Raw genomic sequence first — 16520 nt, 5'->3', positions numbered from 1 at the left:
GAGTCAGGAAGACATGAAGACATTATTGCGCTCGTTAAAAAGTTTTTGGTTCCTCGTCCCCGTCCTGTGGCTGGCGAGCCTGGCGGTCTGCTGGTTCGTGGCCCCGCACGTAAGTTGGCTGCGCGGTTATGCGCTGGAGGCAATGGCGATCGTCAGTGCCTTCTACCTGCTGATCATTGTGCTGCGTCAGTACAAGCGCATCCGCGCCGAGCACAACCTTGAAAACCTGGTGCAGATCGAAGTTGATCGTTCGCTTAAATCCACCGGCGAGTTCCGCGATCAGCAAGTGTTGCGCGAACGCCTCAAGCACGCCATCGCGATGCTGCGCGCCGACCGCTCGGCCGGTGGCGGCGGCTCGTCGGCGCTTTACGATTTGCCGTGGTACCTGGTGATCGGCATGTCCGCAGCTGGCAAGACCTCGTTGCTGACCCGCTCGGGCCTGTCCGCAAGCATTGCCAGCAGCGCCAACGACACCGAAAGCGGCACCCAGCATTGCGATTGGTATTTCAGCCCCGAGGCCGTGATGATCGACACGGCCGGCCGTTACCTTCGGGACGACCCGTCGGCCAGCGAATTCGCCGCCTTCCTGCGCATGCTGAAAAAGCAGCGCAGCAAGGCTGCGGTCAACGGTCTGGTGTTGGTGGTGAGCCTGCCCGAACTGCTGGCGTGCAGCGCGACCGAGCGCAACGAACTCGCCGCCCAACTGGTGTCGCGCATCGAGGAATACAACGATTGCCTGGATGCCAATCCACCCATCTACCTGATGCTGAGCAAGACCGATCAACTGCCGGGCTTCAGCGAGGCGTTTGAAGGCCTGGACCTGAACGAGCGCCAGCAGCCGCTGGGCATGACTTTCGGGTTGTCCGAGATCCGCAACCAGGGCCTGCGCCCGGTGCTGGATGCCAAACTGGCCAACCTGCACAGCCATATTCGTCGTCAGGTCGACGCACAAATGATTGTGCTGGGTGCCGATGCCAACAGCGCCTTGCTGAACTTCCCGAACTATTTCGCCGAGCTTTCGGGGGTACTGGAGCAGTTTCTCCAGCACTTCGCCGAGCCCCGTCGCACCGGCGCACCACTGCTGTTGCGCGGGCTTTATTTCACCAGCGCCCTGCAGACTGATCAGCAGCTGAGCCAGGTCTACGAAGACGACCTGGCCGAATCGTTCGCCTTGCAACCAGAGCAAGAACAACCGGAACAAAGCAGCGGCAAGAAAATCAGCGACCGCAGCTACTTCATTACCGATACGTTCCGTCGGGTGATCTTCCCGGATCGCGACCTGCCCCTTTATCAGTCGCGCCTTGGCAAGCACTCGTCCGCCAGCCCTGCCCTGCTGGGTCTGGCGGTGCTGGCCGGTGTCGCGTTCATTGGCTGGCAAGCCCTGTCGTTCCACAACAACCGTCAGTGGCTGGCCACGTTGCGCGAGCAACTGACCGAGCTGCAACAGTCCCCGGACCGTGCCGGGCTGCTCGCCTTGGGCCAAGGCCTGGAACTGTTGCGTGAGCAACTCTCGACCATCGAGAAGCACCATGCCAAGGGCGTGCCGCTGCAACTCGGCGCAGGCCTCTATCGCGGTGATGACGTCTACCGCGTCGCACAAACCGCCTATTTGCAGCAACTGCGTACCCAGGCGCTGGAACCTGTCACCTTGCAACTGCAATTGCAGATGCGCGCCTTCAATGAGTTCGCCAAAACCATGGATGCGCAGAACGGCTTCGCGCCTGCATCGTCCAAAGCCGATTCAGTCAAAGCTCGCGCGTCGGGCCAGAAACTGCCGATCCGCTTGAACAACCTGCCGCGCAGTACCGGTGATGTGGCCAGTCGCCTGACCGGTGCCGCCAAGGGTGCGGCCAACAAGGCACGGGGCGAAGCGCTGACGGCACTGCGCAACCCGGCCACGGCGAGCGATGCCGCGGATTTGTCGGCGACCACCGGCGGGCTGTCGTTGTCCGAAGCAATGCTCGGCCGGCTGGATGAGCGGCAAGTCGCGTCCATCATCGAGTCCTATAACGCGCTGAAGCTGTACCTGATGCTGACCCAGCCGGCCACCCATCCAGACCCGGAATTTGTCGGCGCTGCGTTGCCGGTGGCCTGGGCCAATACCGCCAGTGCCGAAAATCCTGTCAGCACTGCGGTGATTCAGGACAACTCGCCGGTCTACGTGCAATTGCTCAAGAATGGCCAGGCACCGTCCTTGTCGCGTAACGAGCAGCTCATCAGCGAAACCCGCAACAGCCTGAAGTCCTTCATGATTTCCAGCTCGCTGGTGGACCGTGAATACCTGCGTCTGCAACTGGAATCCAGTCGTCAGTTCCCGGCCGTGGGCTTGAGCGACCTGGTGCCTTTGCCCGGCCGTCAGCTGCTGTACGGCACCGAAGCAGTTCCGGCGATTTTCACCCGTCAGGGTTGGGAACAGTTCGTCAAGCCCGAGCTGATCAAACTGGTGTCGGGCAACCTGCAAAACGAATCGGACTGGGTGCTCGATGGCGAAGGTGGCGACAGCATCGTGCAGAAAGCCAATTTCATCCGCGAGTTCATGACGCGCTACAAGCGCGACTACACCCACGCCTGGTACACCTTCATCGATAGCGTGGGTGTTCGTCACTTCACCGACATGGCCAACGCGACCCAACAGCTGGCACTGCTCAGCGACGTGCAGAACTCGCCGGTGAAAATCCTCCTGGCGGCGCTCAACGACAACACCCAATGGGATGTTCCGGCGCCCCGCGAAACACTGCAGGCGGGGGCCAAGCCCGATGATGGATTCTGGAGCGGGATCTTTGATGGGAAAAATGTTTCGCCAAACACGTTGATTTCACCTTTGCCGGCGGTCGACGACGGCAGCCTGGCGAAGCGCTTCGAACCTGTGTCGCGGGTGTTCGCCGTGCAAAACGCCGAAGGCGCCGACAGCACGATCATGGACCGCTATCTCGCGGCCTTGCGCAAACTCAAGGTGCGGATGAACAACATCCAGCGCTCCCAGGACGTTGGCAAGAGCAGCAAGCAGTTGATCAGCGAAACCCTCGAAGGGCTGCCAAGCGAAGTCACCAGCGTGCGCAACTATGTCGAGACCACCGTCGACACCAGCCAGGGAAGCCTGTCCGAATCGTTGCAGGGCCTGTTCAGCCTGCCGATCCAGTTTGCCTGGGAAACCCTGCGCGACCCGGCCGGCCAACAGATTGCCAAGGCCTGGGCACAGCAGATCGCCAAGCCTTGGGAGCAGGTTATGGCGCACCGCTACCCGATCGCCCCGGGTAGCCGCAACGAAGCGTCGGTCAAGGATCTGCAGCGCTTCGTCGACCCGGAATCCGGGCTGCTGCCGAACTTCAAGCGCAACGAAATCGGCAACCTGTCCGGTGGCGAAGGCCTGGGGATGGGCAGCGGGAGCAAGGCTACGCCGCTGGTCAACCCGAACATGGTCAACAGCATCGACAAGGCCAGCTCGTTGGGCCAGGTAATCGCCAGCCTGTCGGACCGCGATAATGGCTTCGAGATCATGCTCGAGCCTTCCGCCAACCTCACCGACATCATCTTCACCCTCGACGGCCAGGTGCAGCACTACCGCAACGGCAAGACCAGTTGGAGCCGCTTTTCGTGGCCGGGCACGACCACCACGCCGGGCGCACGCCTGGATGTGGTCACCCTGACCGGCGAGCGCATCACGGTGTTCGACTACCCGGGCCGCTGGGGACTGCTGCGCATGAACGACAGCGCACGGGTCAGCGATCTGGACGGCATCCAGCAACGCTTCAGCTGGAACACCAGCAGTGGCCCGGTCAGCCTCGCTGTGCGCAACTACGGCGGCGTCAAGCTGACCGACCTGGCCAACGTCAAGGCACTGAGCGCACTCAACGCCAAAGAAGGTCAAGCGCTGTGAGCCACCGAACCTTGAAGCAGAGTTGCGGCCAATGATCGGCTGCTTCGGCAAGGTGCCCGCGAGCCCGGACTTCGTCAGCCTGCAAGGTGCGGGCGACGACGCCTGTGAGTTCGACAGCTGGCTGCAAGGAGCGCTGGCCGCCCTGCAGCATCGCGAAGACTGGCGTGACCTGTTCGATGCGTTGCCCGTGTGTTTTTTCAGCTACCGCGCCCGCAGCGGCAACTGGTTGCTGGGCGGGTTGATCAGCTCGAGGGATTCGAGTGGACGACGCTATCCGTTCTTCATTTTCCAGACCCTCAAGGCCAGCGAAGCCGAGCCTCTGGTCAATCCGTTCACCCTGGGTGAACTGTTCAGCGGGCAGATCAGGCCGATGCTGCACATGGCGGTCCAGGGCGAAAGCACGTCGGTGCTGTTCGAGCGCATCAAGGCCCTGCGCCCGTTGCAGGGACAGGACTTCGAGTTATTCCGGCGCGTGCACGACAGGTTCCTGGTGAATTTCAATTTGCGCGATATCGGTACTGCGCTCGAAGGGGCCTACCCGGAGTTCGTCACCAACGCCGTGCTGACCCGGCTGAAGGCCCTGAGAAGACACCTCGATCAGGCAACGCCGATCGGCATCTCCCTGCCCTTGCCGGCGGAGAGGGGTTTGAAAAATCCGACTGCCGATCTGTGGGTCACCTGGTTGACGCAAATGACACCTGAGCGTGCCGTGCCGCAAATCAGCCTGCTGGTGGACGACTTCATGCGTCCCCGGCTGATCTGCTTTGCCTCACGTCATACCAGCGATGCCTATCGCCTGCTGACGGGCATCCATGAACGCTCGCAGAGCTATGACGTGCTGGCGTCTTTCGATGCCTTTGACGAGCACCACCCGAAACACGTTTTTCCCGAAATAGACCGCCCTCTGGGTGACGTTATCGACCGTTTTGTCGATGCCCTGGATTCGAAGTCCGTATGAACAAGATCAAGTATTACTTCTTGCGCTATCAGCCCTACATCCTGGGGGTGTGCTTTTTCCTCACGATCTTCGTGGTGTGGGGCATCGGGCGTGCGTTTGACTTCAGTTCGCTCAACAGCCTGCTGACCGGCATCGGTGTATTCCTCGGTCTGTCCGCCGGTTATGTGTTGCTGCTTTATCGGGGCGTGTCCCGGCATCACAACCTCGAAGGGCTGCTGCGCGAAGATGCCGACCAGGCCGTGTTGAACGCGAGCCCGGCGGATCGCGAGGAAGTCAGCCTGTTGCGCGAGCGGCTGTTGCAGAGCATCGAGCGCTTGCACAACAACAAGCCGCGGGGCAGCAACCCCAAGGATGCGCTGTATGCCCTGCCCTGGTACCTGGTGGTCGGCCAGCCCGCGGCAGGCAAAAGCACCATGCTCTACCAGTCGGGCCTCAATTTTCCCTATGCCGAGCGCGAAGGCGTGCGGGTCGCAGGTCTGGGTGGAACCCGCAATTGCGACTGGTTCTTCAGCTCCGAGGCCGTGCTGCTGGACACCGCCGGGCGCTACATGAACAACCAGGAAGAGGCCGGAAAATGGCGGGCATTCCTCCAGCTGCTGCGCCAGCATCGCCAGCGCCGGCCCCTCAATGGCCTGATCGTCACCGTCAGCATCCACGACATCCTGCAAGCCTCGCTGGAAGATCAGGAGCGCATCGCCAAACGCCTGCGCGAACGCATCCAGGAAACCCATGCCCTGCTGGAAGTGCGCCTGCCGGTGTACCTGGTGTTCACCAAGTGCGACCTGGTGCCCGGTTTCGCGCCCTTCTATCGCCAACTCGATGAAGCCGCACGCGGCGAAGTCATGGGCAAGACCTTTTCCCACAAAGGCTATGAGCAGGCCGACTGGGGGCAGCGCTTTGGCGTCGCGATGGACGAGCTGGTCAGCTATTGGCAACAGGTGGCGAGCCAGCAGTTGGTCACGCAGGACATCCAGATCACCCGGCAGGATTCGGCGGTGTATCGGTTCCCGCTGGAGCTCGCAGCCCTCAAGCCCCGGCTTCAACTGTTCGTCGATGCCCTGTTGCGCGCCAACCCTTATCAAAGTGCGGAACTGCTGCGCGGTTTCTATTTCACCAGTGCCCTCGATGCCGACCAGCCGGAACTGGGTGGTCACGCACGCCAGGTGACAGAGCGCTTCTCGCTGGAGGGTGACCAGGAGATCGCCAACGGTAACGCGCAGCCGCGCCCGCTGTTCATCAACAGCTTGTTCCGCAAGGTCATCATTCCTGACCAGCACCTGGTGGCGCTGTACACCACCAACCACCGCGAGCGTCGGCGCCGGGCAGCCTGGATCGGCGGTGCCGGTCTGGTCGCGGTGCTGCTGTGCAGCCTGCTGGGCTGGTCGTATGTGAACAACAAGACTGCCCTGCAGAGTCTCTCGGCAGAACTGACCCTGGCGGCCAGCGATGACCGTTCCGCTACCGGGCAGTACACCGCCTGGCAAACCCTCGACCGCCTGCGGTTCTGGACCGCGGATTACTACGCGCGGCATCACGACCAAGGCGTACCGCTACGCATGCGTCTGGGGCTCTATCAAGGCCACAAGGTAGAGCCACTGGTGCGCAGCCGCTATTTCGACCGCCTGGAAAGCGTGATGCTCAAGCCCACGGCCGACAACCTGACTCGCTCGTTGTACTTGCTGACCACCCTCAAGGTCTATCAGCGCAATGCCAAAGAGTTGATGCCCGTGACCGGCGTGGACAGCGTCGAACCCAAGGCGCTGCCCAATGACAACCGGGCGCAGTCCATCGCCGGTTTCGGCAAGGCGACGCTGGACACCTACGTGATGCTGTCGCGCGCCCAGCGTGAAAAGGCCGACCCCGCGTTCCTGAAAGCGAAAATCCCGGATTACTGGTACCCGGCGATTGCCCGCCAGGTCGGCAATGCCGCCGTCGCCACCAGCGATCAGGACTATGAGTTCGCCAGCCGCCAGATCAACTTCTACAGCGACCAGATTCACGAGCCGGACGTGCCGCGGATCCTCGACAACGCGTTCCTGATCTCCAGCTCGCGCAACTACATCAACAGCCTGCTGACCCAGTCGTTGCGCTCGATCGAAACCATCACGCTGGAGTCGGACACCCTGTTCGCCTTCGCCCGTGCCGACTTCCAGAGCCTGAAGACCGAAGGCCAAAGCCAGCTCAGCGCGATCGCCGGCAAGCTGCTCAGCACCCCCAACATCGGAAAAATAATCATTGCCGGCCACGCTGATCAATTGGGCGATCCACAGGGCAACCTGCAGGTTTCCAAACAACGGGCGCAAACCATCAAGACCTATCTGGTGGGCAAAGGCGTGCCCGGCGAGCTGGTCGAAGCCATCGGCGAAGGCAGCACCAAGCCCTTGGTCAAGTGCGATATGCAGCAACCCAGGGCCCGGCTGATTCAATGCCTGGAGCCTAACCGGCGGGTAGAAATCGAAGTGCGGGCACTCAACTGAGTATGCGCACCTTGTGAAGAAATACCGGAATCCGGGTCATCTCGACGAGAGGCCCGGGCTGGCATGAGACACCTCTCTTGATCGTTTCAAAGAGGTTAAAACGAAGGGCTGTGACCTGTTCGCAGGTGACATCCTTTTAAATGAAGGTAAGGAGAAAATAGAAATGGCATTTGACGCATACATCCAGATCGCCGGCATTCCAGGTGAAGTTCTGGACGACAAACACAAGGATTGGATCGAAGTGCTGGGCTACGAGTACGGCGCAACCCAGGCGACTTCCGCGACGGCCAGCTCTTCGGGCGGTGCTTCGTCGGAGCGTGTTGCGTTGAGCGACTTCAGCATCCGCAAAGCCGTGGACAAGGCTTCTGCCAAGCTGTTCGAAGCCTGCTGCAAAGGCACTCACATCGCCAAGATCCAGCTGAACGTGAACCGCGCCGGTGGCGACAAGGTGACCTACCTGACCATCAACCTGGAAGAAGTCGTGGTGTCTTCCGTGAAAGCGGTCGCTGGTGGCAGCCAGAACGGTGAAGACAAAGCCGTTGGCGATCTGCCGATCGAAGAAATCAGCTTCAACTTCGCGCGCATCAAGACCACCTACACCCAACAAAGCCGTGCAGATGGCCAGGGCGGCGGTAACGTTACCGGTGGCTGGGATCGTACCGCGAACAAGGTTTTCGCATAAAACCGTGGTAATGACGGGCCGCGCACGCGGCTCGTTTTCAGCACCGTACCTGCCAGGCGGGTGCGGTGTTCTTTTATTCTGATCAGAGTTTCCCATGTCTGAATTTCTCAACGACCTTTCGCTGGCCGAACTGACCGCGCCCATCAACGAGGGGAGCGGCGAAGACCTGAGCTTTTCCACCTTGTTCGATCAGGTGAAAGAAGCACGGCGAGCAGACCCCGATTACCTGACCCAGGGTGACTGGCAAACCGATCTGAAGTCATCCGACTGGGATCTGACCCTCACCCTGGCTGCCCAAGGCCTGGCTCGACAGAGCAAGGACCTGATGCTCGTCGCCTGGCTCAGCGAAGCCCTGGCGCACAAGTACCATTTCACCGGTATCACCTTTGGCCTGACCCTGGCCGAACGCCTACTGGACAATTTCTGGGCAGACCTCTTCCCTTCCCTCGAGGATGGGGTCGATGAACGCGCTGCCCGCCTGGCGTGGATGAAAACGTCGCTGGCGGATGTCGTCGGCGGACTGCCCATCACCCAGGGCCAACAGTACGGTCTGCTTCGATACGACGAATCCAGGCACGTCGAAAACCTTGGCTTGCAGAACCCCCAGGCCATGCGTGCCGCCCTCGACGAAGGCAAGATCAACGCCGAGGTGTTCCAGCGTTCGGTGGTGCTGACCGACTCCGATCACCTGCGCCGCAAGGCCAGCGAAATCACCGCCAGCCTCAACGCGTGCCAACAACTGCAGAGCACCGCCGACAGGCTGTTCGGCCCTGACGCGCCGAGCTTTGCCGGGCTCAACGACGTGCTGTCCCGCGCAGGACAACTGGCCGAGAAACTGCTCAAGGATCGCGGTATCGAACTGCACCCGGCCCCTGTCGCTCCCTCCCCGACCGTCTGCGAAAGCGCTGGCGCACAACCCACAGGTGCTGCAATGACCCAGACCCCGCAAGACATTCCAGTCACGCCGTTGCGCACCACGCCCCAGACCCGTGACGAGGCGTTCACCCTGCTGGCGGGCATCGCGCAGTTCTTCAAACAGACCGAACCTCAGAGCCCTGTCCCCTACCTGATCGAACGCGCGATCAAATGGGGCAACATGCCGCTCGAAGGTTGGCTCAACGATGTGATCAAGGACAGCAATGTGGTGGATAACATCCGCGACGTGCTGGGGACCAAGGAAGCGAAGTCCTGATGGCCAGCCGATAGTAAACCCGACGCACCACTTGACGTCGCCTCACTGCTGATCCCCCCGCTTCTTTACACCTCCTTTCTCTCCCATGCCGGGCCTGTGCCCGGCGTTGACCTGTGCCAGCCGTTTGTCCGCTGCTGCCCGCGGCGCAAACTTTTACATGCCATCCAGCCAGAAACTCCGTTCAGGGACTTGTGCTTCCGGTATTATGGTATACCATCAGACGCACAGACACCCAAACCTCTACGGAGCAGCTCATGAGTTTCGAAATCCGCAAGATCGTCAGCTATGTCGAAGAAACCTTTATTGAAGGCGGCAAAGCCACCGATAAGCCCGTGACCATGGTCGGTCTGGCCGTGGTGATGAAAAACCCCTGGCTGGGCAACGGTTTTGTCGAAGACCTGAAACCACAGATCCGCGCCAACTGCTCCGACCTCGGCGCGCTGATGGTTGAGCGCCTGGTGGGCATCATCGGCGGCGCCGAGAAGATCGAGGCTTACGGCAAGGCGGCCGTGGTCGGCGCCGATGGCGAAATCGAACACGCTTCGGCGGTGATCCACACCCTGCGCTTCGGCAACCATTACCGCGAAGCGGTCAAGGCCAAGAGCTACCTGAGCTTCACCAACAAGCGCGGCGGCCCGGGCACCTCGATCCAGATCCCGATGATGCACAAGGACGACGAAGGCCTGCGCTCGCACTACATCACCCTGGAAATGCAGATCGAAGACGCACCACGTGCCGACGAAATCGTCGTGGTCCTGGGTTGCGCCGACGGTGGCCGCCTGCACCCGCGCATCGGCAACCGCTACATCGACCTGGAAGAACTGGCAGCTGAAAACGCCCAGTAACCGGCCAGCACAACGACAACAAGAAGGCATTGCAGGAGCGCTCCATGATTCGGCTCACCGCTGAACTCACTCCGGCTGGCACCAGTTACCTGGCGACCGGCCAAGGCCAGCCCGTGGTCTTGATCCACGGCGTGGGCCTGAACAAAGAAATGTGGGGCGGCCAGATCGTTGGCCTGGCCACGAAGTACCGCGTCATCGCCTACGACATGCTCGGCCATGGCGCCAGCCCGCGACCGAAGAACGGTACGCCGTTGCTCGGCTACGCCGACCAGTTGCTGGAGTTGCTCGACCACCTCAATCTGCCACAGGCAGCGGTGATCGGTTTCTCCATGGGCGGTCTGGTCGCGCGGGCATTTGCCCTGCATTACCCGGAGCGCCTGCAAAGCCTGGTGGTGTTGAACAGTGTGTTCAATCGCAGCGAAGAACAGCGCGCCGGCGTCATCGCCCGCACGGCGCAGGCCGCCGAACACGGTCCGGACGCCAATGCGGAAGCGGCGTTGTCACGCTGGTTCAGCCGCGAATACCAGGCAGCCAACCCGGCGCAGATCGCCGCGATTCGCCAGACCCTGGCCGGCAATGATCCGCAGGGTTACCTGACCACCTACGAACTGTTCGCCACTCAAGACATGTATCGCGCCGACGACCTGGGCAGCATTCAAGCGCCGACGCTGATCGCCACCGGTGAACTCGATCCGGGTTCGACCCCGGAAATGGCCGAGCAACTCGCCCGGCGCATCCCCGGTGCAAGGGTTGCCGTGCTGCCCGAGCAACGGCATATGATGCCCGTAGAATCGCCGCGCCTGGTCAACCAGCTGTTGCTGGAGTTTCTTCAGGCCGCGCACTCCAGACAAAACCAGATCAAGGGGATCGTTGCATGACTCTCGCACGCTTCCAGATGTGCATCGGCGGTGAATGGGTCGATGCCCTGTCCGGCAAGACTTTTGAAAGCCTCAACCCGGCGCTGGCCGAGCCCTGGGCAGAATTGCCCGATGCCGGTGAAGCCGATGTCGAGCGCGCCGTGCAGGCTGCGCAGACGGCTTTCGACAGCCCGGCCTGGCGCGGCTTGACGGCCACCGCTCGCGGCAAATTGCTGCGCCGCCTGGGCGACCTGATCGCCGAGAACAAAGAACAACTGGCGCAGCTGGAAAGCCGCGACAACGGCAAGCTGATCCGCGAAACCCGTGGCCAGGTCGGCTATCTGCCGGAGTTCTTCCACTACACCGCAGGCCTGGCCGACAAGCTCGAAGGCGGCACCCTGCCGTTGGACAAGCCGGACCTGTTTGCCTACACCGTGCACGAAGCCATGGGCGTGGTGGCCGCGATCATTCCGTGGAACAGCCCGCTGTACCTGACCGCGATCAAACTTGCCCCGGCGCTTGCCGCGGGCAACACCATCGTGATCAAGCCGTCGGAACACGCCTCGGCGACCATTCTTGAACTGGCGCGCCTGGCGCTGGAAGCCGGGATCCCGCCGGGGGTAGTCAACGTTGTCACCGGTTATGGCCCGAGCACCGGTGCCGCCCTCACCCGCCATCCGCTGGTGCGCAAGATCGCCTTCACCGGCGGTGCGGCCACCGCACGGCATGTGGTGCGCAGCAGCGCCGAGAACTTCGCCAAGCTGTCGCTGGAACTGGGCGGCAAATCGCCGAACATCATCTTCGCCGACGCCGACCTCGACAGCGCGATCAACGGCGCCATCGCCGGGATCTATGCCGCTTCCGGGCAGAGCTGCGTCTCCGGTTCGCGCTTGCTGGTGCAGGACGAAATCTACGACGAGTTTGTCGGTCGCCTGGTTGAACGCGCCCAGCGCATCCGCATTGGCAATCCGCAGGACGACAGCAGCGAAATGGGCCCGATGGCCACCGCGCAGCAACTGGCCGTGGTCGAAGGCCTGGTGGCCGATGCCATTGCCGAAGGTGCGCGCCTGCGCCTGGGCGGCAAGCGTCCGGCCAATCTGGGCGACGGCTGGTTCTACGAACCGACGCTGTTCGAGTGCGACCGCAATTCGATGAAGATCATGCAGGAAGAAGTCTTTGGCCCGGTGGCTTCGGTCATCCGCTTCAAGGACGAAGCCGAAGCGCTGGCGATTGCCAACGACTCGCAGTTCGGCCTTGCCGCCGGCATCTGGACCCGCGACCTCGGCCGCGCCCACCGACTGGCCCGGGACGTGCGTTCGGGGATCATCTGGGTCAACACCTACCGCGCGGTCTCGGCCATGGCGCCGATCGGCGGCTTCAAGAACAGCGGCTATGGACGCGAAAGCGGCATCGATTCGGTGCTGGCCTACACCGAGCTGAAAACGGTGTGGATCAACCTGTCCCAGGCACCGATGCCTGATCCCTTCGTGATGCGCTAGGAGACCTGGAAAATGATCGAACCCGGCATTTACAAAGACGTGATGAGTTCGTTCCCGTCCGGGGTCACGGTGGTCACCACCCTGGACCCGGCCGGCGGCATCGTCGGCATCACCGCCAGCGCCTTCAGTGCGCTGTCGATCGACCCGGCACTGGTGCTGTTCTGCCCCAACTACGGCTCCGATACCTACCCGGTGCTGCGCGACAGCAAGCAGTTCGCGATTCACCTGCTGTCCGCCGACCAGACCGCCGAAGCCTATGCCTTTGCCGGCAAAGGCAAGGACAAAGCCAAAGGCATCGAGTGGCACTTGAGCGAACGGGGCAACCCGATCCTGGCCAAGGCCACGGCGATCATCGAGTGCGAACTGTGGCGCGAATACGACGGCGGCGATCACGCGATCATCGTCGGCGCGGTGAAGAACCTGATCCTGCCCGAGCAACCGGTGACGCCGATGATCTACCACAAAGGCAAGCTGGGGCCACTGCCCGCGCTGGCCTGACGCCAGGCCTCCTGTAGGAGCCGGCTTGCCGGCGATAGCGTCCTTGAGATCGCTATCGCCGGCAAGCCGGCTCCTACGAAAAGCGGTCCGTGTTGCCCATTTCGTTTGATGCTTTTATTTCTCAGGAGCCAGCATGAGCCCAGCAGCCTCGCAACTGTTCCGTCAGCAGGCCTACATCAATGGCCAGTGGCTGGACGCGCCGGATGGCGCCTGTCAGGACATTTTCAACCCGGCCACCGGTGAACGGATCGGCCAGGTACCGAACCTCGGCGCCGAGCACGCCCGCCTGGCCATCGATGCCGCCAACAACGCCTGGCCGGCCTGGCGCACGCTGACCGCCAAAGAGCGCAGCAACATGCTCAAGCGCTGGCACGCGCTGATGTTGGACAACGCCGACGCCCTGGCCGAAATCCTCACCCTCGAACAAGGCAAGCCACTGGCCGAAGCCAAGGGCGAAATCCTCTACGCCGCGAGCTTCATCGAGTGGTTCGCCGAAGAGGCCAAGCGCATCTACGGCGACACCATTCCCAGCCACAAGGGCGATGCGCGCATCGTGGTCAGCAAGGAGCCGATTGGCGTTGTCGCCGCCATCACGCCGTGGAATTTCCCGGCGGCGATGATCACCCGCAAGGCCGGCCCGGCACTGGCGGCCGGTTGCCCGTGCATCGTCAAGCCGGCTCCGGAAACACCGTTCTCGGCACTGGCCATGGCCGCGCTGGCGGAACAGGCCGGCATTCCAGCGGGCATTTTCAACGTGATCACCGGCGATGCCATCGCCATCGGCGGCGAGCTGACCGGCAGCAGCCTGGTGCGCAAACTGTCGTTCACCGGTTCCACCGCCATCGGCAAACTGCTGATGGCCCAGTGCGCACCGACCCTGAAAAAAGTCTCGCTGGAACTGGGCGGCAACGCGCCGTTCATTGTCTTCGACGACGCCGATCTGGAACGTGCCGTCGATGGCGCGCTGATCGCCAAATTCCGCAATGCCGGGCAGACCTGCGTCTGCGTCAACCGCTTCCTGGTGCAGGCCGGCATCCACGACGCTTTTGTGACGCGCCTGGCCGAGCGGGTTTCGCAGCTCAAGGTCGGCAGCGGCTTCGACGCCGGTGTCACCCAGGGGCCGCTGATCAACGAGCGTGCCGTGGCCAAGGTCGAAGACCACGTGCAAGACGCGCTGGCCCAGGGTGCACGACTGCTGTGCGGCGGCGAACGCCATGTGCTGGGCAACGGCTTCTTCCAGCCGACCGTGCTGATCGACGTCACCACGCAGATGAAAGTCGCCCGCGATGAAACCTTTGGTCCTCTGGCCGCCGTGTTCCGCTTCGACACCGAGGCCCAGGCCGTCGCAATGGCCAACGACACCGAATTCGGCCTCGCCGCCTATTGCTACACCCGCGACCTGGGCCGTGCCTGGCGCATGAGCGAGGCGCTGGAATACGGCATGGTAGGGATCAACGAAGGGCTGATTTCCACCGAAGTCGCGCCGTTTGGCGGCATCAAGTCCTCGGGGCTGGGCCGTGAAGGGTCGAAGTACGGCATCGAGGATTACCTGGAACTCAAATACACCTTGATGGGCGGCCTCTGAACCGAAGGTTCACCCTGTAGGAGCCGGCTTGCTGGCGAAGGCGTCTTCAAGTACGCCATCGCCAGCAAGCCGGCTCCGACAGATCGACGTCGAGATCCAGATCCCCCACTGGAGAGCATCAAAATGAACAACGAAAAATACGAAAAAGGCCTGAAGATCCGCACCCAGGTGCTGGGTGAGGCCTACGTCAACCGCTCCATCGAGAACGCCGACGACTTCACCCGCCCCCTGCAGGAAATGGTCACCGAATACTGTTGGGGTCATGTCTGGGGCCGAGAGGGTTTGTCGCTCAAGGAGCGCAGCATGATCAACCTGGCGATGATCTCGGCCCTGAACCGGCCGCACGAACTCAAGCTGCATGTACGCGGCGCCTTGCGTAACGGCCTGAGTCGTGAGCAAATACGCGAAATATTGCTTCAGGTCGGCATTTATTGCGGTGTCCCCGCTGCCGTAGACAGTTTCCGGCTCGCCCGTGAAGCCTTCGCCGAAGCCGATGCCGAGGCCTCCAGTTAACCCTTGGCTGTTTGATCTGACCGAGCACACGGATTCCCGTAATCGCAGTGCTCCTATTTGCATGGACAGCCACAATCAGAGCGGACCCCATGAAACGCCTGCCACTCGACGACAGCTTCAAGGTCAATCGCAACCCCGTCACCCTGCGCGAAATCGTGCTGGATAAATTGCGAAGCGCCATCATGAACTTCCAGCTCCTGCCGGGAGACCGTCTGGTCGAACGCGATCTGTGCGATCGCCTGGGCGTCAGCCGTACTTCCGTGCGCGAAGCCTTACGCCACCTGGAATCCGAAGGCCTGGTGGAATTCGCCGATGCCAAGGGCCCGCGTGTCGCGATCATTACCCTGGCCGATGCCGTGGACATCTACGAGCTGCGCTGCGTACTCGAAGGGCTGATCGTGCAGTTGTTCACCCTGCGCGCCAAGGCCAAGGACATCAAGGCCCTGGAAAAAGCCCTGGAAGAAAACCGCAAGGCGCTCAAGGACGGCGAACTGCAACAGGTCATCGACTCGGTGCAGGGCTTCTACGACGTGTTGCTCGAAGGTTCGGGCAACCATGTCGCGGCCACTCAGTTGCGGCAATTGCAGGCACGCATCAGTTACCTGCGCGCGACCTCGGTGTCCCAGGAAAACCGTCGCGGCGCCAGCAACCAGGAAATGGAGCGCATGGTCGAAGCGATCAAGAGCGGTGACGCGCTGGCCGCCCACCAGGCTTGCGTCGACCATGTGCGTGCGGCGGCTGCCGTGGCCCTGGACTACCTCAAGCGCAAGCAGGAAGAAACCGGCGCCACGCCGCAGATCACCCTGCCCATCGCTTTGAAAGAACCGCGCATAGGTCGCTGAGATGTTCAGCCCGAGCTTTTGCCCCAGGTGCGGCAGCGCTGATCTCGGTCAGCAGTTGCCGCCGGGCGATACGCACGAGCGCCTGATGTGCCGCGGCTGCGGCTACATCCATTACGTCAATCCGAAAATCATTGCCGGCTGCATCATCGAGCAGGACGGCAAGTACCTCTTGTGCCAGCGCGCCATCCCGCCGCGCCCCGGTACCTGGACCCTGCCGGCGGGTTTCATGGAAAGCGGCGAAACCACCGAGCAGGCGGCCTTGCGCGAAGTCTGGGAAGAAAGCGGCGTGCGCGCGGAAATCGTTTCGCCCTACTCGATTTTCAGCGTGCCGCAGATCAGCGAGGTGTACATCATCTTCCGCGCCATCGCGCTGGAGATCACCGGCCAGTACGGCCCGGAAACCCTCGACTACAAATTCTTCGCGCCCGAGGATATCCCTTGGGACAGCATCTACTACCCGGCGATCCGGCAGATCCTTGAGCGTTATATCGAGGAGCGCCAGGCTGGGGTCTATGGCATCTACATGGGCAATGACGATACCGGGAAGATTCACTTTATTCGCTGATGGTTGCGGATTTTGATCTGCCACCTGTGGGAGCGAGCTTGCTCGCGATGGCGGCAAGGCAGGTGGCGTGGATTTTTGAGGGTGTACATATCCATTGCAGCGGTAACCGCCACCTATGGTTTCGCCCTTA

At 61.9% G+C, this 16520-nt stretch carries 13 protein-coding genes; all 13 read left to right on the top strand.

Translation table 11 applies throughout. From position 1 onward, the window contains the following. The first annotated feature begins 13 nt into the window (after positions 1 to 13). The 13 genes from PMI31_RS18285 (at position 14) to PMI31_RS18225 (ending at position 16390) form a co-directional block, all read left to right on the top strand. Positions 14 to 3877: a type VI secretion protein IcmF/TssM N-terminal domain-containing protein gene (locus tag PMI31_RS18285; RefSeq protein WP_008019727.1), complete on the top strand. Its 3864-nt coding sequence runs from the start codon at positions 14 to 16 to the stop codon at positions 3875 to 3877. A gap of 31 nt (positions 3878 to 3908) precedes the next feature. Next, positions 3909 to 4835 (top strand): type VI secretion system-associated protein TagF, encoded by a 927-nt coding sequence (gene tagF / locus PMI31_RS18280; protein ID WP_008019725.1) that lies wholly within the window; start codon positions 3909 to 3911, stop codon positions 4833 to 4835. After that, entirely contained in the window at positions 4832 to 7312 is a 2481-nt protein-coding gene (tssM, locus tag PMI31_RS18275) for a type VI secretion system membrane subunit TssM (protein WP_008019723.1), read from the top strand. Before tagF ends, tssM begins: the two co-directional genes overlap by 4 nt. Positions 7313 to 7475: 163 nt before the next feature. Next, entirely contained in the window at positions 7476 to 7994 is a 519-nt protein-coding gene (locus PMI31_RS18270; protein WP_008019722.1) for an Hcp family type VI secretion system effector, read from the top strand. 94 nt (positions 7995 to 8088) lie between these two features. Continuing rightward, positions 8089 to 9186 (top strand): type VI secretion system protein TssA, encoded by a 1098-nt coding sequence (tssA, locus tag PMI31_RS18265; RefSeq protein ID WP_008019720.1) that lies wholly within the window; start codon positions 8089 to 8091, stop codon positions 9184 to 9186. Positions 9187 to 9440: 254 nt separating this feature from the next. Beyond that, a complete protein-coding gene (locus tag PMI31_RS18260; protein ID WP_008019719.1) occupies positions 9441 to 10031 on the top strand; it encodes an amino acid synthesis family protein in 591 nt (196 codons plus the stop codon). A gap of 44 nt (positions 10032 to 10075) precedes the next feature. After that, entirely contained in the window at positions 10076 to 10909 is an 834-nt protein-coding gene (locus PMI31_RS18255; RefSeq protein WP_008019718.1) for an alpha/beta fold hydrolase, read from the top strand. Next, the gene (locus PMI31_RS18250; RefSeq protein WP_008019717.1) at positions 10906 to 12387 is read left to right on the top strand and encodes an aldehyde dehydrogenase; all 1482 of its coding nucleotides are present in this window, start codon (positions 10906 to 10908) and stop codon (positions 12385 to 12387) included. Before PMI31_RS18255 ends, PMI31_RS18250 begins: the two co-directional genes overlap by 4 nt. Positions 12388 to 12399: 12 nt before the next feature. Then, positions 12400 to 12885 (top strand): flavin reductase family protein, encoded by a 486-nt coding sequence (locus PMI31_RS18245; protein WP_008019716.1) that lies wholly within the window; start codon positions 12400 to 12402, stop codon positions 12883 to 12885. 133 nt (positions 12886 to 13018) lie between these two features. Further along, positions 13019 to 14470: an NAD-dependent succinate-semialdehyde dehydrogenase gene (locus PMI31_RS18240; RefSeq protein ID WP_008019715.1), complete on the top strand. Its 1452-nt coding sequence runs from the start codon at positions 13019 to 13021 to the stop codon at positions 14468 to 14470. A 123-nt stretch (positions 14471 to 14593) separates the two neighbouring features. Continuing rightward, positions 14594 to 14983, top strand: a complete 390-nt coding sequence (locus PMI31_RS18235; protein ID WP_007991919.1) for a carboxymuconolactone decarboxylase family protein — start codon at positions 14594 to 14596, stop codon at positions 14981 to 14983. 89 nt (positions 14984 to 15072) lie between these two features. After that, on the top strand, positions 15073 to 15825 hold the full coding sequence (locus tag PMI31_RS18230; protein WP_008019714.1) for a GntR family transcriptional regulator: 753 nt from the start codon (positions 15073 to 15075) through the stop codon (positions 15823 to 15825). Between the two features lies 1 nt (position 15826). Then, positions 15827 to 16390 carry an NUDIX hydrolase gene (locus PMI31_RS18225; RefSeq protein WP_008019713.1) on the top strand — a complete coding sequence of 188 codons (564 nt, stop codon included), beginning with the start codon at positions 15827 to 15829 and terminating at the stop codon, positions 16388 to 16390. Positions 16391 to 16520 lie beyond the last annotated feature (130 nt).

Source organism: Pseudomonas sp. GM55 (assembly GCF_000282395.1).
Lineage (GTDB): Bacteria > Pseudomonadota > Gammaproteobacteria > Pseudomonadales > Pseudomonadaceae > Aquipseudomonas > Aquipseudomonas fluorescens_CC.
The sequence above is the reverse complement of the archived record's forward strand: the minus strand, read 5'-3'. Positions and strand labels throughout refer to the sequence as shown.